Origin of the sequence: Pigmentiphaga sp. YJ18 (assembly GCF_038066655.1) — a bacterium.
Taxonomy (GTDB): Bacteria; Pseudomonadota; Gammaproteobacteria; order Burkholderiales; family Burkholderiaceae_B; genus Pigmentiphaga.
In genome coordinates, this window is sequence record NZ_JBBUKU010000002.1 from 1,095,443 (window position 1) to 1,114,386 (window position 18,944).

15 protein-coding genes are annotated in these 18,944 nt (G+C 62.3%); 9 read left to right on the top strand and 6 right to left on the bottom strand.

Annotation, left to right across the window (positions count from 1 at the left end; all coding sequences use genetic code 11):
- The first annotated feature begins 115 nt into the window (after nucleotides 1-115).
- The 9 genes from WKR98_RS18965 (at nucleotide 116) to WKR98_RS19005 (ending at nucleotide 11,819) form a co-directional block, all read left to right on the top strand.
- Complete coding sequence (locus tag WKR98_RS18965) at nucleotides 116-2,107, top strand: S8 family serine peptidase (RefSeq protein WP_341434378.1); 1,992 nt, start codon at nucleotides 116-118, stop codon at nucleotides 2,105-2,107.
- A 33-nt stretch (nucleotides 2,108-2,140) separates the two neighbouring features.
- The gene (locus tag WKR98_RS18970) at nucleotides 2,141-2,599 is read left to right on the top strand and encodes a hypothetical protein (RefSeq protein WP_124689177.1); all 459 of its coding nucleotides are present in this window, start codon (nucleotides 2,141-2,143) and stop codon (nucleotides 2,597-2,599) included.
- 79 nt (nucleotides 2,600-2,678) lie between these two features.
- Nucleotides 2,679-4,667: an acyltransferase family protein gene (locus tag WKR98_RS18975; RefSeq protein ID WP_341434379.1), complete on the top strand. Its 1,989-nt coding sequence runs from the start codon at nucleotides 2,679-2,681 to the stop codon at nucleotides 4,665-4,667.
- 35 nt (nucleotides 4,668-4,702) lie between these two features.
- Nucleotides 4,703-5,557, top strand: a complete 855-nt coding sequence (locus tag WKR98_RS18980) for an IclR family transcriptional regulator (protein ID WP_341434380.1) — start codon at nucleotides 4,703-4,705, stop codon at nucleotides 5,555-5,557.
- Nucleotides 5,558-5,643: 86 nt separating this feature from the next.
- A complete protein-coding gene (locus WKR98_RS18985) occupies nucleotides 5,644-6,993 on the top strand; it encodes an FAD-dependent oxidoreductase (RefSeq protein ID WP_341434381.1) in 1,350 nt (449 codons plus the stop codon).
- A 19-nt stretch (nucleotides 6,994-7,012) separates the two neighbouring features.
- Nucleotides 7,013-7,978, top strand: coding sequence for a Bug family tripartite tricarboxylate transporter substrate binding protein (locus WKR98_RS18990; RefSeq protein WP_161567794.1), 966 nt, complete (start codon nucleotides 7,013-7,015; stop codon nucleotides 7,976-7,978).
- An 18-nt stretch (nucleotides 7,979-7,996) separates the two neighbouring features.
- Nucleotides 7,997-9,415, top strand: a complete 1,419-nt coding sequence (locus WKR98_RS18995) for an FAD-dependent oxidoreductase (RefSeq protein WP_341434382.1) — start codon at nucleotides 7,997-7,999, stop codon at nucleotides 9,413-9,415.
- 18 nt (nucleotides 9,416-9,433) lie between these two features.
- Nucleotides 9,434-10,813: an FAD-dependent oxidoreductase gene (locus WKR98_RS19000; RefSeq protein WP_341434383.1), complete on the top strand. Its 1,380-nt coding sequence runs from the start codon at nucleotides 9,434-9,436 to the stop codon at nucleotides 10,811-10,813.
- 22 nt (nucleotides 10,814-10,835) lie between these two features.
- A complete protein-coding gene (locus WKR98_RS19005; protein WP_124689170.1) occupies nucleotides 10,836-11,819 on the top strand; it encodes a Bug family tripartite tricarboxylate transporter substrate binding protein in 984 nt (327 codons plus the stop codon).
- A gap of 10 nt (nucleotides 11,820-11,829) precedes the next feature.
- On the opposite strand, the gene WKR98_RS19010 is transcribed toward WKR98_RS19005, so the two are convergent.
- From WKR98_RS19010 to lpdA, 6 genes are all read right to left on the bottom strand, one after another.
- Nucleotides 11,830-12,522, bottom strand: a complete 693-nt coding sequence (locus tag WKR98_RS19010; protein ID WP_341434384.1) for a phytanoyl-CoA dioxygenase family protein — start codon at nucleotides 12,520-12,522, stop codon at nucleotides 11,830-11,832.
- Nucleotides 12,523-13,494: 972 nt separating this feature from the next.
- The gene (gene hxsC, locus WKR98_RS19015) at nucleotides 13,495-14,706 is read right to left on the bottom strand and encodes a His-Xaa-Ser system radical SAM maturase HxsC (protein WP_341434385.1); all 1,212 of its coding nucleotides are present in this window, start codon (nucleotides 14,704-14,706) and stop codon (nucleotides 13,495-13,497) included.
- Nucleotides 14,700-16,175, bottom strand: a complete 1,476-nt coding sequence (gene hxsB, locus WKR98_RS19020) for a His-Xaa-Ser system radical SAM maturase HxsB (RefSeq protein ID WP_341434386.1) — start codon at nucleotides 16,173-16,175, stop codon at nucleotides 14,700-14,702. The genes hxsC and hxsB overlap by 7 nt, the downstream gene beginning before the upstream one ends.
- Nucleotides 16,176-16,181: 6 nt before the next feature.
- The gene (gene hxsD / locus WKR98_RS19025; RefSeq protein ID WP_341434387.1) at nucleotides 16,182-16,508 is read right to left on the bottom strand and encodes a His-Xaa-Ser system protein HxsD; all 327 of its coding nucleotides are present in this window, start codon (nucleotides 16,506-16,508) and stop codon (nucleotides 16,182-16,184) included.
- 117 nt (nucleotides 16,509-16,625) lie between these two features.
- The gene (hxsA2, locus tag WKR98_RS19030) at nucleotides 16,626-16,916 is read right to left on the bottom strand and encodes a His-Xaa-Ser repeat protein HxsA2 (protein WP_341434388.1); all 291 of its coding nucleotides are present in this window, start codon (nucleotides 16,914-16,916) and stop codon (nucleotides 16,626-16,628) included.
- Between the two features lie 194 nt (nucleotides 16,917-17,110).
- Nucleotides 17,111-18,940: a dihydrolipoyl dehydrogenase gene (lpdA, locus tag WKR98_RS19035; RefSeq protein ID WP_341434389.1), complete on the bottom strand. Its 1,830-nt coding sequence runs from the start codon at nucleotides 18,938-18,940 to the stop codon at nucleotides 17,111-17,113.
- Nucleotides 18,941-18,944: the final 4 nt, after the last annotated feature.

Below are 18,944 nucleotides of genomic sequence, written 5' to 3' on the forward strand. Positions count from 1 at the left end.
ATCATATAGTCACATTTGAAATGTTTTGACTCATAATATTGGGGTCGGTTCGCGACGCTCATCCATGTGCCCTCGCGCCATGGCCTGGCAATTATCCCTCTCACGACCCATGAACATGAGAACAGTGCGTTTTGCCCTGCTGCCCCTGGTCGCCGCCCTGCTGGCCGCGTGCGGCGGCAGCGGTTCGAACGGCGACCAGCCCGTGGCCTGCGTGGAAACCGGTCCCTATGCCTGCAAGACGGGCGAGACCGAGCCGCTCTACACCTTCCAATGGGCGCTGAACTACGCCGCCAGCTATTTCAAGGATTTCGCCGCCGTGTTCGGCGGCGGGCTGGACCTGAACGTCGAAGCGGTCCATCGGCAGGGCGTCAAGGGCCAGGGGGTGAACGTGCTGGTGCTGGATACCGGCACCGACCTGCGCAACGAAGACCTGGCGCCCAACGCCGATTTCGGCATGTCGTGGAATTTCCTGACGGAAACGAACGATCCCTATCCCGATCTGGCCGCCCCCGACAGTGCTCCGCACGGCACCGTCGTCGCGGGCATCATCGCCGCGGCCCAGAACGGGAAAGGCGTCATGGGCATCGCGCCGCTGGCCACCGTGGGGGGCGCCAACTTCATCAGCAAGCCAGGCAGGATCTTCGAGGCCTACGGCGGCGCGCCCTGGTCCAGCAAGGCGCACGTGTTCAACGCCTCGTATGGCGCCGATACGGTCGCGATGCCGTATGAATCCGATACCGGCATCGGCAACATCGTGGCGATCCGGGGCCTGAAGAAATTGCGCGACGGCAAGGGCGCCGTCTTCCTCAAGGCCGCCGGGAACTCCTTCGATCCGGGCCTGTGCGGCATCGAGGCCGCCTATTTCGACTGCACCAACCCCACCAACGACACGACCAACCTGGAACCGAACATCATCACCATCGCGGCCCTGAACGCCAAGGGCAGCGCCAGCAGCTACAGCAGCTCGGGCTCGGTGGTGTGGGTCACGGGCATGGGCGGCGAATACGGCAGCCAGGGCACCTATGGCGAAGGCGCGGGCGCCGGCGACGACGGACCGACCATCTTCTCGACGGACCTGCGCGGCTGCGTCCACGGCTACAGCCGCGCCGGCGCGGGCACGCCCTTCCTGCGCGGCCAGACCGTGCGCAACGGCCAGCCCGACAACGTCGATTGCGACTACACCTACATGAACGGCACCTCCGCCGCCACCCCCACCCTCGCGGGCGTGGCCGCCCTGGTGCTCAGCGCCAATCCGGCGCTTACGTGGCGCGACGTGCGCGACATCCTGCGCGTCTCCGCCCGCAAGGTGGATGCCGACTACATCCGCCACATTCCCTTCCGGGGCGACAAGCCCTTCGGCGCCCTGCTGGACCTCGCCACCAATAAGCCCACCGACCGCATCGGCGGTCCCGCCGACATCCACGACGGCGCCACGGCCTTCCCCATGGACCTGGGCTGGCAGAAGAACGCCGCGGGCTACGAGTACTCCAACTGGTACGGCTTCGGCGTGCCGGATGCCGCCAAGGCGGTGGCCCTGGCGCTGAAGTACAAGGAAAATCCCGGCCTGAGCCGTTCCGGCGACGTCCAGATACCGGAGTTCCGGCCCATGGCCTACTGGCAGTTGAACGAGCTGGCGCCGGACGTGGACCTCGACGAACTCGAAGGCGCGACCGTCCGCACCGGTCCCTTCCCCTACCGGCGCATCACGTCGCTGGGCAAATTCCAGGGCGATGCGCGAACGGTGGACCAGCTCCAGGTCCGCCTGTCCGGCGAAGGAGTCTGCCTGGGCTCGCTGGGCATCGCCGCCAGGTCGCCCGGGGGCACGGTTTCCCTGCTGAAGCTGCCCAACGACCACTTCAAGGCGGACGGCTGGGACGAGTTCCGGCGCTATACGCTGGGAAGTTATGCTTTCCATGGAGAGGCCGCACAAGGCGCCTGGGAATTCTTCGCCATCGCTTCGAACTCCGACACGCAGATCACCGTGGTCGATCGCGATCCCGACGGCAACCCCCGCAAGCGCCTGTCCGAGCCCTGCCCCTCGACGAACGACGACGGCTCCGACCGGAATTTCAGACTCGTCGTCGAAGCCCGCGTCATCGCCCAATAAGCCAGGCCGCCACCCGTTCCAGGAATCCGACACATGAAAAAGAGTTTTCGACGCTACATCGGGCTGATCGGCATGTCGCTGGCGCTGGCCAGCGGCGCGGCGTTTGCCCTGACACCGGGGCAGAAGCTTCCCAAGTCGCAGATCGCCCAGTGGGGCGCCCTGCCCGTCTACGACATCGACGGCAGCCGCATCCGGGTGATCCCGCCCCAGTATTCGGATAGCCAGGACACCCTGGTGCTCAACGAGCAAGGGGTGGTCGGCAAAAGCGCCAACGAAGTCGTCGTGGCCCAGGCGTCCGCCGGCGTCCAGGCCCTGATCGAACAGACGCAGCCGCGCCCCGTTTCGGTCAAGCGCTACGAGGCAACGGGCATCACGGTATCGACCTATGCCGACTTCGCCCAGGCGGTCGAAGCGCTGCGTGCACTCAAGGCCGCGCTGCCCTCCGCGCAAGTAGGTCTGCCGATATTGTTCACCCGGCCGCAACCCTATTGACGTTCTGCCCCGCGGTCCCTGAGTCCGATTTCGCGTACAGTTCGGGCGGAAAACCGCATCCGCTCGACCAGGGACCGCCTTGAACCGTTTCAGAAAAGACATCAATGGCCTGCGCGCCTGGGCCGTCGTTGCCGTCGTCCTGTACCACTTCGGCGTTCCCGGCTTCGAAGGCGGCTTTGTCGGCGTCGACGTCTTCTTCGTGATTTCCGGCTTCCTGATGACCGGCATCGTCGTCGGGAAAATGGAGCGGCCGGGCGGGGCCAGGTCCTGGACGTTCGATGTCCTGGACTTCTACCTTGCCCGCGCCCGGCGGATCCTGCCCGCGCTGGCGGTACTGTGCGCGGCCTTGCTCGCTGCGGGCGGGTTCTTCCTCGGCCCCCTGGACTACGCGCAACTGGCCACCCATGCCGCCGCCGCGCTGCTGTTCCTGTCGAATGTGCAGTTCTGGCGCGAGGCCGGCTACTTCGACGCCCAGGCCCATGAAAAACTCCTGCTTCACACCTGGTCGCTTTCGGTGGAATGGCAGTTCTGCCTGGCCCTGCCGCTCGCGCTGCTGCTCGTCTGGAAAATCCGCCCTGGCAGGAAGTTTCTGGGTTTGGCCGTCCTGGCCGGGTTCGCCGCATCGTTCCTCCTGTCCGTGGCCTTCACCCCCAGGGCAGCCAGCGCCGCCTTCTACCTCCTGCCCACCCGGGCCTGGGAAATGCTGGCGGGCGGCCTGGTCTACCTGTACCAGGACAGGAACCCGCTGGCCCGCGGCGGCAACAGGATCCTGGAAGCTCTGGGCTTCTTGATGATCGCGTCCAGCATCGCCGCGTTCGATGGCGCCGGCCTCTGGCCGGGATGGAAGGCCATCGTTCCCGTGCTGGGGACGGCGCTGGTCATCCTGGCCGGGAACGACGACTCCCCGCTCAGCGCGACGCCGGCCGCCCAGTGGCTGGGCAAGACCTCTTATTCGCTCTATCTCTGGCATTGGCCGCTGTGCGTGGCGCTGATCTATACGGGCACCCAGGGCCAGCCCGCGCCCACGGTCGCGGCCATCGTCCTGAGCCTGGCGCTCGGATGGTTGTCCTGGAAGCTGGTCGAAAACACCAGCCGGCAATCGCTGGTCCGACACCCGCAAGCCCGGCAATTCGCCGTCATCGCCCTGCCCGTGGCCTGCCTGGTCGCCGCCAGCCTCTACACGGCCGGCCAGGAAGGATTTCCGGAAAGACTGGCCGGAAGAATCAGCCCCGACAAGGCGCTGCTCATGTCCATGCCGCTACCCGCCACCGGCTGGTGCTTCTACAGCCTGGATGCGGTCAAGACCCTGGAAGTCGGCGAACAAGGCCTGGACTGCCACGTGGGCGAGGCCGGCGCGCCCAAGACCGCGCTGCTGTTCGGCGACTCCTTCGCCGGCCACAACCTGCCGTTCTGGGACAAGGTCGGCAAGCATTTCCACCTGAACGTGCATGTCGTCGCCACGAGCTGGTGCTTCCCGACCCTGGGCAAGGCATTCATCGGCCCGACCTCGCACAAGGCCTACGAACAGTGTCTGCTGGACAGGGCCTACGTGAAGGACAACCTGGCACAGTACGACTACATCCTCCTGGCCGGGAACTGGGGGCCGGTGTACAAGCGGGGGCTCATGGATTCGATGCTGGACACGCTGGAATCCATGAACCGCCTGGACAGGAAGATCGTCATCATGGAAGCCCCGAAGCGCTTCGACAAGAATCTCCGGTCGGCCTATGAACGAAGCCTGCTGCTGGGCCTGGCGTTTTCCGCGGACCGGGTGCCCGCCACCCACGACGCGATGAACGTGGACGCGCACCGCGCGCTGGACGCCTACGCCAAGGACAAGCCGAACCTGTACATCCTGACCCGGTCGATGCTGTTCAGGGACAGCTACCAGACCCGCGACCACGTGCCCTTGATGGTGGACGACAACCACCTGAGCATCCTGGGGGCGCAGCAGTCCGCGGACTACGTGCTGGCGGCCGCGGGCAGCGCGCCGGACTTCGATGCGTTCCTGGAAACGCTGACGGACAGGCCGTCCGCAAGCCTCGGCGGACCCATGGCGATGCCTTGACAGGCGCTTCGGCACCCTGCCCTACAATCCCCCGGGTGAACCCCACCCCTGTGTCCAAGCCGCGCCGCGTGGCCTCGACCGCGCGCGGCCAACCCGCCCCCGTCCGGTCCGGCGTCAAATCGGCGGACCGCGTCCTCGATCTGCTGGAGCTGCTGGCCAGCACGGGCCGGGCCATGACGCATGCCGAAATCGCGCGGCGCACCGGCGTCCCGAAAAGCAGCCTGACCGCGCTGCTGCACAATCTGGTCGGCCGCGGCTACATCGAGCAATTGCAGGATACGCAGCAGTTCCAGCTGGGCGAAGGCGCCTACGCGCTCGCGCGGCGCGGCGCGCACAATCGCGACCTGCTGCGCGCCAGCGAGCCGTGGCTGCAGCGGCTTACGCACGACACCGGGGAATCGGCCGGGCTCAGCGTGCTGCGCAACGACATGGCCGAGCGCATCGCGTCCTCGCAGTCGCCCAAGGCCGTGCTGTATTCCGTGCACGTGGGCGTCATGCAGCCGCTCTACGCCAGCTCGGCGGGCAAGGTGCTGCTGGCGTGGCTGCCGCCGGCCGAGCGCGAAGCCTATCTCCAGCGCGTCAGGCTGCAACCGCGCACCGAGCAGACGATACGCTCGGCGGCGGTCCTGCGGCGGCAACTGCACCAGGTCCGCGAGGAAGGCGTGGCCTGGTCCTTCAGTGAATTCACGGTCGGCATCGTGGGGCTGGCCGTGCCTGTCCTGGACGTGCATGGACGCGCGCTGGCGGCCCTGGGCTTCGCCCTGCCGGCCAGCCGCCTGGACGACACGCGCAAGCCGAAGCTGGAACTGGCCCTGCGCAGCGCCGCCGCGAAAATCACGGCGGCCATGGACAAGACCCGGTCCGCCGAAGCGAAAAGTGTTCACATATGAGAACACCCTCTGGCGGCAGGCGGCGCTGAGCGCAACACTGCACGGCATGACAGGAGGCACCCGCCCAGGGTGCCCAGGAGACATGCATGCCGCACCCCGCCACCATCCAGGAAACCCTGAACACGCCCATCGCGGGCCGTTATGACGTCATCGTCGTCGGCGGCGGCGCCTCCGGCACCGTGGCAGCCATCGCGGCGGCGCGCACCGGCGCACGCACGCTGCTGGTCGAGCGCGGCGGCTGCCTGGGCGGCGCCGCCACCGCCAATCTCGTGGCCCAATGGGTCGCGTTCTTCCACGGCGAGACGCGCGTGGTCGGCGGCATCCCGTTCGAGCTGGCCGAGCGCGTGCAGGCCGCCGGCGGCTCGGACGGCTTCCACCGCTACGTGATGGGCGAAGCCGCCGGCACGCCGTTCCCGCTGCGCGTGCTGCCCTTCAATCCCGAAACGGTGAAATGGGTGCTCGACGGCGCGGTCGGCGAAGCGGGCGTGGAGGTGCTGCTGCATACGAGCTTCGCGCGCGCGCTGACGCGGGACGGCGCCATCACCGGCGTTACGGTCGAGACCGTACAGGGCCGCCTGGCCTTGCTCGCGCCGGTGGTGGTGGACGCCTCCGGCGACGCGCTGGTGTGCGCCAGCGCCGGCGTGCCGTCCAAGGACGACGGCGGCGAGCGCCAGCCCTGCACGCTGTCCTTCCGGCTGTCGAACGTGGACGTGCCACGCTTCAGGGCGGTGCCTTCCGACGAACGCCGAGCCCGGGTGCTGGACGGCTTGCGGCGCGGCGAACTGTTCTGGGAAAGCCTGTCCTTCGTCAGCACCCCGGGCGGCACCGACGCCATCTGTCTGATGAGCCGCATCCAGGACGTCGACGCGCTGGATGCGCGCGACGCCTCGCGCGCCGAACAGGAAGGCCGCCGGCAGATCGCCAGCATCGTGGGCTTCCTGCGGCGCGAGATTCCCGGCTTCGAGCACGCCGTCCTGGCCGATGTCGCCGAACGCGTGGGCGTACGCGAGACGCGCCGCATCGAAGGCCGGTACACGCTAAGCGAAGAAGACATCATGCAGGCGCGTGGCTTCGAGGATGCCATCGCCCTGGGCGCCGGCCCCATGGACCGCCACCAGCCGGGCGGCACCGGCATCCGCCTGTATGCGCCGCCCCAGCCCTTCGAGATACCGCTGCGCGCGCTGCTGCCCGTGGACGTGGAAGGCCTGCTGGTATGCGGCCGCACCTTGAGCGCGACCCGCGAGGCCATGGCCGGCGCGCGCCACATGGCGACCTCCATGGCGATGGGACAGGCGGTCGGCACGCTGGGCGCCATCGCCGCAGCCGGCGGCCGCCGCCCTTCGGACGTTCCCGCCTCGGAAGTACAGCAGCGCCTGGCACAGGCCCATGCCCTTTTCCGCCGCGAGCAGGTCGCGCCCCAGAACCCGCCCGCCTGAGATTTCCCAGGAGACATCCATGAAAAGAACACGACAAGCCACCGCCTGCCTCGCCCTGCTAGCCACGGCCACCGTGGCGGCCGCCCAGGATTGGCCCAGCCGCGCCACCACGGTGATCAACCCCTTCAGCGCCGGCACGACCACCGACACCGTGGCGCGCGTCGTCGCCGAAGGCTTGCAGAAAAAATTCGGCACCCCCTTCATCGTCGATTCCCGGCCCGGCGCCGGCGGCATGATAGGCACCACGCTGGTCGCCCGCGCCCACCCGGACGGCAGCACCTTCGGCGTCAGCATCGCCGGCCCCTTGGTGCACAACCCCCTGCTCTACAAGAGCATGGCCTACGACCCGGACAAGGACCTCACGCCGCTGACGCTGGGCGTGCACCAGCCCTGCCTGCTGATCGCGTCCAAGGCGCTGGGCGTCAAGACCGTACCGGAACTGGTCGACGTGCTGAAGAAAAATCCCGGCAAATACAACTACTCGTACGTGGGCAACGGCTCGCTGGGCCATCTGGTCATGACCCTGCTGGCCAACAAGAGCGGCACGCAGATCGTCCCGATCATGTATGCCGGCGCGGTCCAGGCCACCACCGCCGTGATGACCGACGAGGTGCAGATGGGCTGCCTGCCCGCCCAGGCCACGATGGCGCAGGTGCGCGGCGACAAGGTGGTGCCCATTGCCGTCTCCACCGCCGAACGCGCAGCGCTGCTGCCCGAGGTGCCGGCCCTGCGGGAGTTCTACCCCGAGATCGTCGGCAGCGCCTGGATGGGCTTCGTCGCGCCCGGCGGCATGGCCCCCGCGCTGGCCGCGCGCATCAGCGCGTCGATCGGCGAGGTGCTGCGCCAGCCCCAGGTGGTTGAGTTGCTGCGCCAGCAATTGATGGAACCCGCGCCCGGTACGCCCGCGCAGTTCAAGGCCTTCATGCGGGAAGAACTGGCGCGCTGGAAACCCGTGATCATCGACAACAAGATCACCGCCGAATAGTGAAACGGAGAACGAGAAGTGAAAAGCCGTAGCAACCAGCCCCAGGGCTGCACCGCCCAGGGCGTGCCGATCGTGGCGCAGGCCGACGTCGTCGTCATCGGCGCGGGGCCGGGCGGCTTCGCGGCGGCGCTGCGCGCGCGCCGCGAAGGCTGCAGCGTGGTCCTCGTCGAGAAGTTCGACATGCCGGGCGGGGTCCACACCTCCGGGCTCCAGGGCGCCGCCAATACCGGCGTCGGCGGCATCCATACCGAACTGATGGAGCGCTTCGCCTCGGCCGGCGCCATCTACACCGTTACCGAAAAGGACCTGCCCGACTGGGCCGGCAACGCGCTGTCCCACTACGACCACTACCTGGAGCCGGGCTCGCCCTTCCGGCGCGCCTCCTTCAACCCCGATGCTGCGGGCAACATCATGCTGCGCATGCTGGACGAAGCCGGCGTGCACGCCATCTACGGCGCCGCCTTCGTGGACGTCGAGGTGCAGGCCGAGGGCGATCAGCGCCGCATCACCCACGCCATCATCGAAACGGTGCAAGGCCGCCAGGCCATCGGGGGCCGCGTCTTCGTGGAGGGCAGCGGTACCGCGGAAGTGGTGGCGCGTGCCGGCGCTCCCTTCGTGCGCGGCGGCGGACGGCAACCCGAGACCGTGGCCAGGGATGCCCAGGAGCGCCCCATACCCGGCGGCCTGCTGTGGATCATGAGCGGCATCGACTTCGCCCGGACCGCCGCCTACCAGAAGCGCGAGAACGACCCGGCGCTGAGCAAGCTGATCAACGCGGCGCGCGCGGCCGGCGACATCCCGCCCGAACTGTATCGCCCGCGCCTGGCCGACCAGGGCGTCTACGGCGACCACTACATCGGCCACCCGACGGTGGACATGAGCCCCATCCAGGGTCCGGGCACCTTCATCCTGTGGCAGAACGTGCCCTACGAGTGGGCGCTGCACATGGACGAGGACACCGAGCACGCCTCGCGCGCCAAGCGCGAGCTGCGCCGCCTGATCGATATCGAGGCCGCCTTCCTGCGCCAATACGTGCCGGGCTTCCAGGACGCCTTCATCTCCCACGTCGGCCGCTACGTGGGCGTGCGGGACGGCCGCCATCCCATCGGCGAATACGTGTTCTCCATCGACGACGCGCGCGAGCAGCGGCGCTTCCCCGACGCCGTGACGCGCCCCATGACCAAGACCTTCTTCTGGGACCAGTACACGAAGTACCGCTTCGAGGTGCCCTACCGCTGCTTCCTGCCCAAGGAAGTGGACAACCTCTTGCTGACCGGCGCCTCGCTGTCCTTCACCTTCGAGACCATCTTCATGGTCATGCGCAACTTCCCCTGGTGCTGCCAGACCGGCGAAGTGGCCGGCCACGCCGCCGCGCGCGCCGTCCGCGAAGGCGTCAGTCCCAAGCAGTTGCGCTGGACCGAGCCGCTGCCCTTCTGATCCGCAAGGAGACACGACATGAATGCTTCGGTCATTACCGAAACCCTGAACACGCCCGTACTCGACCACTATGACGTCATCGTCGCGGGCGGCGGCGCCTCCGGCCTGATCGCCGCCGTCGCGGCGGCCCGGGGCGGCGCGCGCGTGGCGCTGATTGAGCGCGCCGGTTGCCTGGGCGGCACCGCCACCTCCGGCATGGTCGCGCAGTACATCGGCCTGTTCAACGGCACCGTGCGCTGCGTGGGCGGCCTGGGCTTCGAACTCACGCAGCGCATCGAAGCCGCCGGCGGCAGCGACGGTTTCCGCCGCTACACCCTGGCCGAGGCCAGCGCCAACCCCGTCACCATCACCAACTTCCCCTTCAATCCGGAAGTCGTCAAGATCGTGGCCGACGACATGGCGCGCGAAGCCGGCGTGGACGTGCTCCTGCACTCGCGCGTCGTCGGGCCGCTGATGGAAGACGGCCGCGTGGCCGGCCTGCTGCTGGAAAACGTATCCGGCCGCCGCGCCCTGCGCTCGCGCATGCTGGTCGATGCCACCGGCGATGCCGTCATCGCCGCCGCGGCCGGCGTCCCCTGCGTTGGCGAAGAACCCGAACTGCGCGACAAACGCCAGCCCTTGACCCTGGTGTTCCGCGTGTCCAACGTGGACGTGCGCGCCTTCCGAGCCATCCCGCGCGAGCGCAAGCGCGCCATCGCCCTGGATGGATTGCGGCGCGGCCAGCTCGCCTGGGAAAGCCTGTCCTTCTGCAGCACGCCCGGCGACACCGACGCCATCTGCCTGATGAGCCGCATCCACGGCATCGACGCGCTGGACGGCGCCGAACTGACGCGGGCCGAACAGATCGGGCGGCAACAGATCAAGACCATCGTGCCCTTCCTGCGCGAACACGTTCCCGGCTTCGAACGATCCGTGCTCGCCGGCATCGCCGAACGCGTGGGCATACGCGAGACACGCCGCATCGTCGGCCGCCACACCCTGACGACCGACGACATCGTCGGCGGCAAACGCTTTGCCGATGCCGTCGCCCTGGGCGCCGGTCCCATGGACCTGCACGAAGCCGGCGGCACCGGCGTCGACCTGTGGATGCCGCCCGCCCCTTTCGAGATCCCCCTGGCCTGCCTGCTGCCCCAGTCCATCGAAGGCATCGTCGTGGCCGGCCGGGCCATCTCCGCCACGCGCGAGGCCAACGGCGGCGCCCGCCACATGGGCACCGCCATGTGCCTGGGCCATGCCGCCGGCGCCTACGCCGCCCTGGCGGCCAGCGGCCAGGGCACCCTGGAGAACCCCGCCATCGACTCGCTGCGCCAGGTGCTGCGCAGCCAGGGCGCCCTGATATCGGCCGACGAGGCGGTGGCCGACGCGGAACAAAACGCGGTCGACGCTCGCCCCGCCTGAATGGATTGATAAGGAGACAACCATGCACGACATCGTTCGACGCAAGACACTGGCCACGGCCGTGCTGATGGCCATCACGGCTGCCGGCGCCGTCCCCGCGCTGGCACAGGACTATCCCAGCAAACCCATCCGCCTGATCGTGCCCTTCCCCGCCGGCGGCCCGTCCGACACCACCGCACGGTCCATTGCCGAAGGCCTGGGCAAGGTGCTGGGGCAATCCGTCGTGGTCGAAAACAAGCCCGGCGCCGGCGCCATCATCGGCAGCGAAGTCGTGCTGGGCCAGCCCGCCGACGGCTACACGCTACTGATGGCCAGCAACGTCATCTCCACCGGCAAATGGCTCTACCCCTCCATGAACTTCGAACCCGTACGCGACTTCCGCGCCGTGGCCGGCGTGTTCCGCAGCCCGCACCAGGTGGCGGTGGCGCCGGACTTTCCGGGCAAGGGTATCCAGGACCTGATCGCCCTGGCCAAGCGAGAAGGCGGACGGATGAACTACGGCTCCGGCGGTTCAGGCACCATGCCGCACCTGGGCACGGAGCGGTTCAAACAGGTTACCGGCGTAGAGATGCAGCACATCCCCTACCGGGGCTCCGCACCGGCCAACGTCGCGCTGGTGGCGGGCGACGTGCCGGTGCACTTCGACATCGAGTTCTCGGTGCAACCGCTGCTGAAATCGGGCCGGCTGCGATCGCTGGGCGTCACGGCATTGAAGCGGTCCCCTCAGTTTCCCGACGTTCCCACGCTGGACGAACAGGGCATCAAGGGCTTCGAACTGTACTCGTGGTTCGGCATCGTGGCGCGCACCGGCACCCCGGACGGCATCGTCGCCAAATTGAATCAGGCCATCAACCAGGTGATGGAAACCCCGGAATTCAAACAGCGGCTGACGGCGCTGGGAGCGGAAAAAATCGGCGGACCGCCGGCTGCGTTCGAGAAGATGATCAAGGACGATTATCGGCTCTGGGGCGAGGTGATCAAGAAGGCCAACATCAAGATCGAATAAGTACGCGGCATCAGGGGTCGAGAAAGCAGCGAGAGGTCGCCATCATTCGCACCTGCTGCGTCGAATTGACCGACGGAGTGTGCAGCAGGCGCATGTCCATGAGGAAGACATCGCCTGCGCGTCCGGACATCTCGACGATCCCGATCCCCAGGTCATCAAGCTGGCGCTCCAGCCCCCCCGCCGTTTTCAATATCCGGCGCAACTGTGATGACGACATATCCGGCCGCGTATCGACACGATGAGATCCGGCCAGCGCCAACGTTCCCCCGCCGCCGCTGGCCACGTCGTCGAGCAGGAAGAATGCCTGTATCCCCGGCAAGCGGTCTGGCGGCTTCGCCGCCACGTCCACATGCCAGTTCAAACCTTGCAGCGTCCAGGCGCCCTGACGGGGCGGCGACAGCAGCAGTTCGACATCCTGGACCAGGTTCGGCGCTCGTCCGGCCAGTCGAGCCACCTCGACCAGCAATTCCCGCGTGACCAGCGATTCATGCAGGCCGGGCAGCCTGACCAGCGAAGACAGCTTGCCGATCTGCTGGAAGATAGGGAGGCCACGCACCAAAGCAGGCATGCCCTTTCCCTCGGACACGCGCTTGAGTTCATCAAGCAGCTTCTGCCGGACAGCCATCATCCGCTTGCGCGGATGAAAACCCTCCAACCGGACGTAGCCTCGATCGGCGAAGAAATCGGCTTGAGCGGGTTTCATTGGCAGAAACTCCCTGGAGGACCCGACGTCCACATTCCCGCCACTCAATGCAGGTAAAGCGGCGTACCGCCCTGTGGCCATGCGCTGTCTATTCGACTGCTTCGAGGATACACATGGCATCGCCCTCCGCCCAGACCATTCATCTCGCCCCTCCAGAGCCGTGCCCGAATTGCGGACGCGAGAGGATCGTCCACGCCGCCGGCGAGAAAACCGCTCCCCGGCGAACATTCGCCAGCCCCCCGCAGCTCACGATTTATATAGCGAACCTCCTGCTGATCGCGGGGCTATCGCGATTTCCGTACAACCAGAGAGCGCATCGTCACCGCTGATATTCGGCGGATTCCTGACCGGCCATATCTGCCTTGGCCTATACGCGATCCTGCTGCGCGAGCGCGGGCTGTTGTTTCTGAACGCCGCACTCGCGGCGTTGGATCTTTACGCGGTTGTCATTCGGCTCTGACGTTCGGCTCGGGTAATTTGATAAGTCCAGCATCTTGTAGCCGCCGCTTTATGCCTCCCTTTCTGAAGAGTGAGGAGTTTCATTGCCATTTGACGGTAATTGTAAATGTCGTCTCATAGCTTACACCTTGAGCAGCCCCGTACTCTGCCGCTACTAAACCACGTCGCCATCGACGACCGGGTCCCCTAACTCATTATAAACTGCGTGCTGCAAGCACTGTGCATCATCGGTTGAACATGTTTCTGAAACGGCCCTGAACATCTGGATCGCAGTAGCGACTTCACTGATTAACATTCTACCGGCCTCCACGATACGGTCGCTACCAGACCCCAAGCCCGACAACATGTGCTGCTCTATTCCATGCCTGCCGATGTTTGGTTAACTGTCAAGTCACGACGCGGCAGCTCTGAAGTCCAACAATGACACACTAAATACCACGAATCGTCATTCGTGCAAATAAACTAGAGAGGGAAATTATCGACATCGGCAACCTCACCAAACCTTGCTTCAAATCATGCATTAAAAGGTTTGATATGCTCGCTATGGCGATACATAATTTGAGTCGAAAAAAATCCACCACACTCAGATTTGCGCGAACATTTCTGGCATATCGGCAAGTACTCATTTTTCCAATCAGATATCGATTTTCGGCATACCAACTCGACGTCACTATTTACTGTGCACAGTTGATGATTGTAAATAGAGCAATTTATCCCATATGCCCGCAGCACCTCTACCGCATCTGACAGCTCATTGCGATAACTATCTGGATCAACCCAAAGTGCGGCCAAATTCGCACGAGTATAGCCAGTAATTTCCAACCCCATCAAAGCGACATGATCAACGAAAAGTAAGTTGCGAACGATGAACCGACAAGTTTCAACCATTCTCGGCAATGTCTGCTTATGTATTACCAGTCGAATTTCTACCCGAACCCCAACTCTCTTTAAGTTTATAATTCCTCGCAAAGTCTCATCAAACGCTCCCTGAGCCTGAACGATATAATCGTGCCGTACAGGATCGTCAGAATACAACGGAATTCCCAACATCAAATTAGGATGTTCAACCTGTCCCAACAGTCGAGCATAAGCGAAGTCTTTAAAGGCCCGCCCATTGCTCAAGACATCGACTGACGTTTGAGAAAGGTTTAGTTTTGCGGCCCTGATCAAATCAATAAACTCATCACCGTAAATTGTTGGCTCCCCACCCGTAAAGCCGATATTTGGCGTATCCGACGGGAGCATTTTTAAAAGCTCAAATGCATCATCAAGAAGCCAGAAATCATCAACATCCCTCGGTGGTTGGCTACACATCAAACAAAGGTGATTACAACGCTCAGTAAGAAAAATCGAATTATTCGGAGTTTTATTCCGAAAAACGACAGACAAATACTGATCCTCTGGGTTTAATTTGACGATATCGCCATCATCCAAATACTCATAATCATCCGGCAATAGATAAACATCACTTAGCTCACAAAGGCGGTCGCCAACACCAGCAAACCCTTTCGATAATCCACGTAAGAAAAATGCAGAAAACCGAGAGGATCTGAACAATTTTTCCAAATCATCATCGACCAAATTTTCAATATCTTTGTAATGTAGTAGCAACGCTGCCTTTTTTCGGAGCGGTGATGGAAGCCTCGGATTTTTCGTTATTTTAAGCAAGCGAGGTTTGGCATCCGAAACGTTTAAAGCGCTGATTTTTCCTCGGAGTTTCAACATGAATTTGCCCAACGCGTAAAAAGCTTCTTCACGAAGGGATCTGCCTCCATACGTCGAACCAGCCCCTTAAATATGTGCATATTTCTTTGGCAAAACTCGCTCTCGGGTTTCCTACCTATGAAGTCCTTCTGTTGCCCCCAATGGAAGACTGGATCTGCTCCACACCAAGTTTCGAAAGCACAATCACTGCACATTGGAACGGAATAGCTAAAACTCTCGTCAAGCGCTCTCAGAAAAGTCTCGTTTGTGAAGAGAATTTCAAAATCATCATCAACCGTGCCAAGTTGAAACTTGAAGTCGTGCATCTCTGCTAGCATTCTTGCTTCATCGCTGGCGTAAATTTTTCCATCGTAGTTATAAACGAGTGCCCCCAATCCGATGCCAGCAGGCGACATAAGATCAACATAACCTGGATCTTTACTGGTAAGCATTTTGGACAGGATCGTACAGGCGTAGTATTCTCTAAAATCCACTCCATCCTTATTGAGCTGGATAATATAATTCAAGCCTTGATCATAAAATTCTAACCAAGCTTTGGAGTCGTAAGCACGATAATATTTCGTTTTCAGCGCGAAACCATAAGGAGATAATGGACGGAGAAATATTCCATTAAATTCCTGTTCGACATACTCATCAACAATGGCTTGAGCATAAGGTAAGCTCGCCTGCGTAGTTGTCATCAGCGCACTCACGGCATCGCGCCCTAGTAAGTGACGCGCCTTCTCAATTCCTGCAATTGTGCGCTCATATGAATCTCTACCTGGGCGTGGCCTATTCTTATTGTGAAGCTCTTTTGGACCATCCAGCGATGTGGATATTTTTATTTCATGTTCCGCACAAAAGCTGAGCATCTCATCAGTAATGACAGCTAGATTTGTAGCTGCGACGAAGACCAACTCCTTTGGAACTGTAAGTTTCTTGTTCTCGCTCTTTGCAGTCAACACGATATGCTTCATAAGCGGGAAATTTAGGAAGGATTCGCCTCCTTGAAATTCAATTTTGACGGCAGAGTTTGGAGACCTAAAAACCAAGCTTATTGCCTTGTCTGCTTGATCAATAGTCATATCGTACAAGGCTTTATCTTCGGATTGCCGCGACACCTGGCAATACGGACAGGAATGCTCGCACCGAAGCGTCAGTACAAATATATGCAACCCTGTCCATTGAGCTAATCTCTCATACCGAGTGCGAGTTTTTATAGCAAGCAAATCAGGCCCCATTACCGACTGCTTATCAGTCAAAAAATGGTGAGACCGGAGTTCAAGATATTCAGGCTCAGAACTTTTCAGGCCTCCATTCACAAAACGTTGCAGAGCTTCCCGGGTAAGAATCAGATACTCTCCCACCATATTGGTAACTACATACTCCCCCTGCTCCAGTTCTGTAAATCTAAACGGCAACAGACGATAAGAGCCGTGATCACTCGACAACTGGCGATCATAAAAATCGATTGACTGAAATTTGCTCATAACACCTCATACGCTGGGCAATACCCCATCAACCGCGATTAAGCCGGTTTTAGAGAAAGCATGAGCAAGGATCAGATTTCTCACACCCTCAGTTTGAGCACGAATTACTTCCCGCAGTTGCTGGTCAAGCACTTCATTCCTTAACCTCTGCTCCAAATTTCCACATACATCCGGGGAAACACCTTTCAAATAGCTCACTTCGACCAACAGAACATTGCCTTCTTTCACTCGAACATCAAACGAAGCGATGTTAGTAAATCGATAGCATGCTTTTTGAACCGCCAAAATCGAATACGACTTTCCATCAAATTCGATAGAGATAGATTCTTTCAAAGAATTTTCCATAGACCAACAGTTCGAAGGTAAAACTATCTCGAGACATATACAAACAAAAACGCCCCAAAGTTTTCCTAGGGGCGTTACGTATTCATCAGCACAACCGTAGTTTCCTCAACGACCAGAACGGTGGCTGGAGTGGCTTGAATGAGATGAGTGCGAAGAATGAGAACGGTGGTACGACAGCACTAGTTCTGTCGACATAGGCTTCATCATGAGCGAGTGCAACTCCTCACCCTTGACATAGAATTTTTCGACTACCTCAGCATCATTAGTTTTGATTCCATCAGCGGCCATTTTCAAATTATCTATACCTAATGGCTGATCAATAGTTTTTGCATCGGCATTGGCACTTAGTGCGGCTACCGCAGCAGTGACAGGAATCAAAAAAGCAACTTTTTTCATTTCGTCCCCTCCGACTCCGAGCGCAAATGTTTCTATTTAATTCAAAATATGACTAAGTAATTCAACTTATAGCTAGAACTTACGAATCTGTCAACAAGTGCGCACCCGCCTCTCGGTATCTCTAGCTAGCTATCCCGTACAACGAAAAAAAGCTGCACAGCTGTGCAGCTTTTTTGTGATCGCAAAGGAGTACCCTACTTCTTCCTAACCGGCGGCAAATCCGTACACACCCCTTCCGCCACCTCGGCCGCCATCCCGATCGACTCACCCAAGGTCGGATGCGGATGAATGGTCTTCCCGATATCCACCATATCCGCCCCCATCTCGATCGCCAGGGCGACCTCGCCGATCATGTCGCCGGCATTCGTACCCACGATGCCGCCACCCACGATCCGGTGCGTTTCTTCGTCGAACAGCAGCTTGGTAAACCCTTCGTCCCGCCCATTGGCGATGGCACGCCCCGAAGCGGCCCAGGGGAACATGCCCTTGGTGACCTTGCGGCCCTGCTTCCTGGCTTCGTCTTCGGTCAGACCCACCCACGCGACTTCCGGATCCGTGTAGGCCACGGACGGGATCACGGTGGCGTCGAAGTGGCTCTTCTGGCCGGCCGCGGCTTCGGCGGCCACGTGGCCTTCATGCACGGCCTTGTGGGCCAGCATGGGTTGGCCGACGATGTCGCCGATCGCATAAATGTGCGGCACGTTGGTGCGCATCTGGGAATCGACGGGGATGAATCCGCGGTCGCCCACCTGCACGCCGGCCTTGTCGGCGCCGATCTTCTTGCCGTTGGGGCTGCGGCCGACGGCCTGCAGCACGAGGTCGTAGCGCTGGGGTTCCTTGGGGGCCTTTTCGCCCTCGAAGGTGACCCAGATGCCGTCTTTCTTGGCTTCGATGCCCACCGTCTTCGTCTTCAACATGATGTTGTCGAAGCGGTGTTCGTTCATCTTCTGCCAGACCTTGACCAGGTCGCGGTCGGCCCCCTGCATCAGGCCGTCCAGCATTTCGACAACGTCCAGGCGAGCGCCCAGGGTCGAATACACCGTGCCCATTTCGAGGCCGATGATGCCGCCGCCGATGATGAGCATCTTCTTGGGCACGCTCTTCAAGAGCAGCGCGCCGGTGGAGTCGACGATGCGTTCGTCTTCGGGGGCGAAGGGCAGCTTCACGGACTGGCTGCCGGCGGCGATGATGGCGCTGGCGAACTGGATGACCTGTTTGCCGTCCTTGCCCTGCACTTCGATGTGATTGGGGCCGACGAAGGCGCCCACGCCGGTCACGACGGTAACCTTGCGGGCCTTGGCCATGCCGGCCAGGCCGCCGGTCAGCTTGCCGACGACGCCGTCCTTGAACGCGCGCAGCTTGGTGAGGTCGATTTCGGGCTTGCCGAAGGTGATGCCGTGTTCGGCCATCTTGGCGGCTTCCTCGACCACGGCGGCGGTGTGCAGCAGGGCCTTGGAGGGAATGCAGCCGACGTTCAGGCAGACGCCGCCCAGGGTGGCGTAGCGTTCGATCAGGGCCACTTTCAGGCCGAGGTCGGCGGCGCGGAAGGCGGCGGAGTAGCCGCCGGGGCCGGCGCCCAGGACCACGACGTCGAAGCTCTGGTCGGCCTTGCCGCCGAAGCTGGCGGCGGCCGGTGCCGGAGTCGTCAGCGGGACGGGATCGGGGTCCGGCTTGTCGGAGGTGGGTTCGCCCAGTTCGTGCATGGCGGCGGGCGCCAGTTCGACCTTGGGGAAGCCGGTACGGGACTTGGTGTCCACGGCCGGGGCCGGGCTGGCGGCGGCACCGCCTTCGGCGGCGTCGATCTCGAGCAGCACCGAGCCCTCGCTGACCTTGTCGCCGACCTTGACCTTGATGGCCTTGACCACCCCGCCCTGTTCGGCGGGGATTTCCATGGAGGACTTGTCGGATTCGACGGTGATCAGGCTTTGCTCGGCCTTGATGGTGTCGCCCACGGCCACCAGGATCTCGATGACTTCGACTTCCTTGAAGTCGCCGATGTCGGGTACTTTCAGTTCTATCGCCATCCGT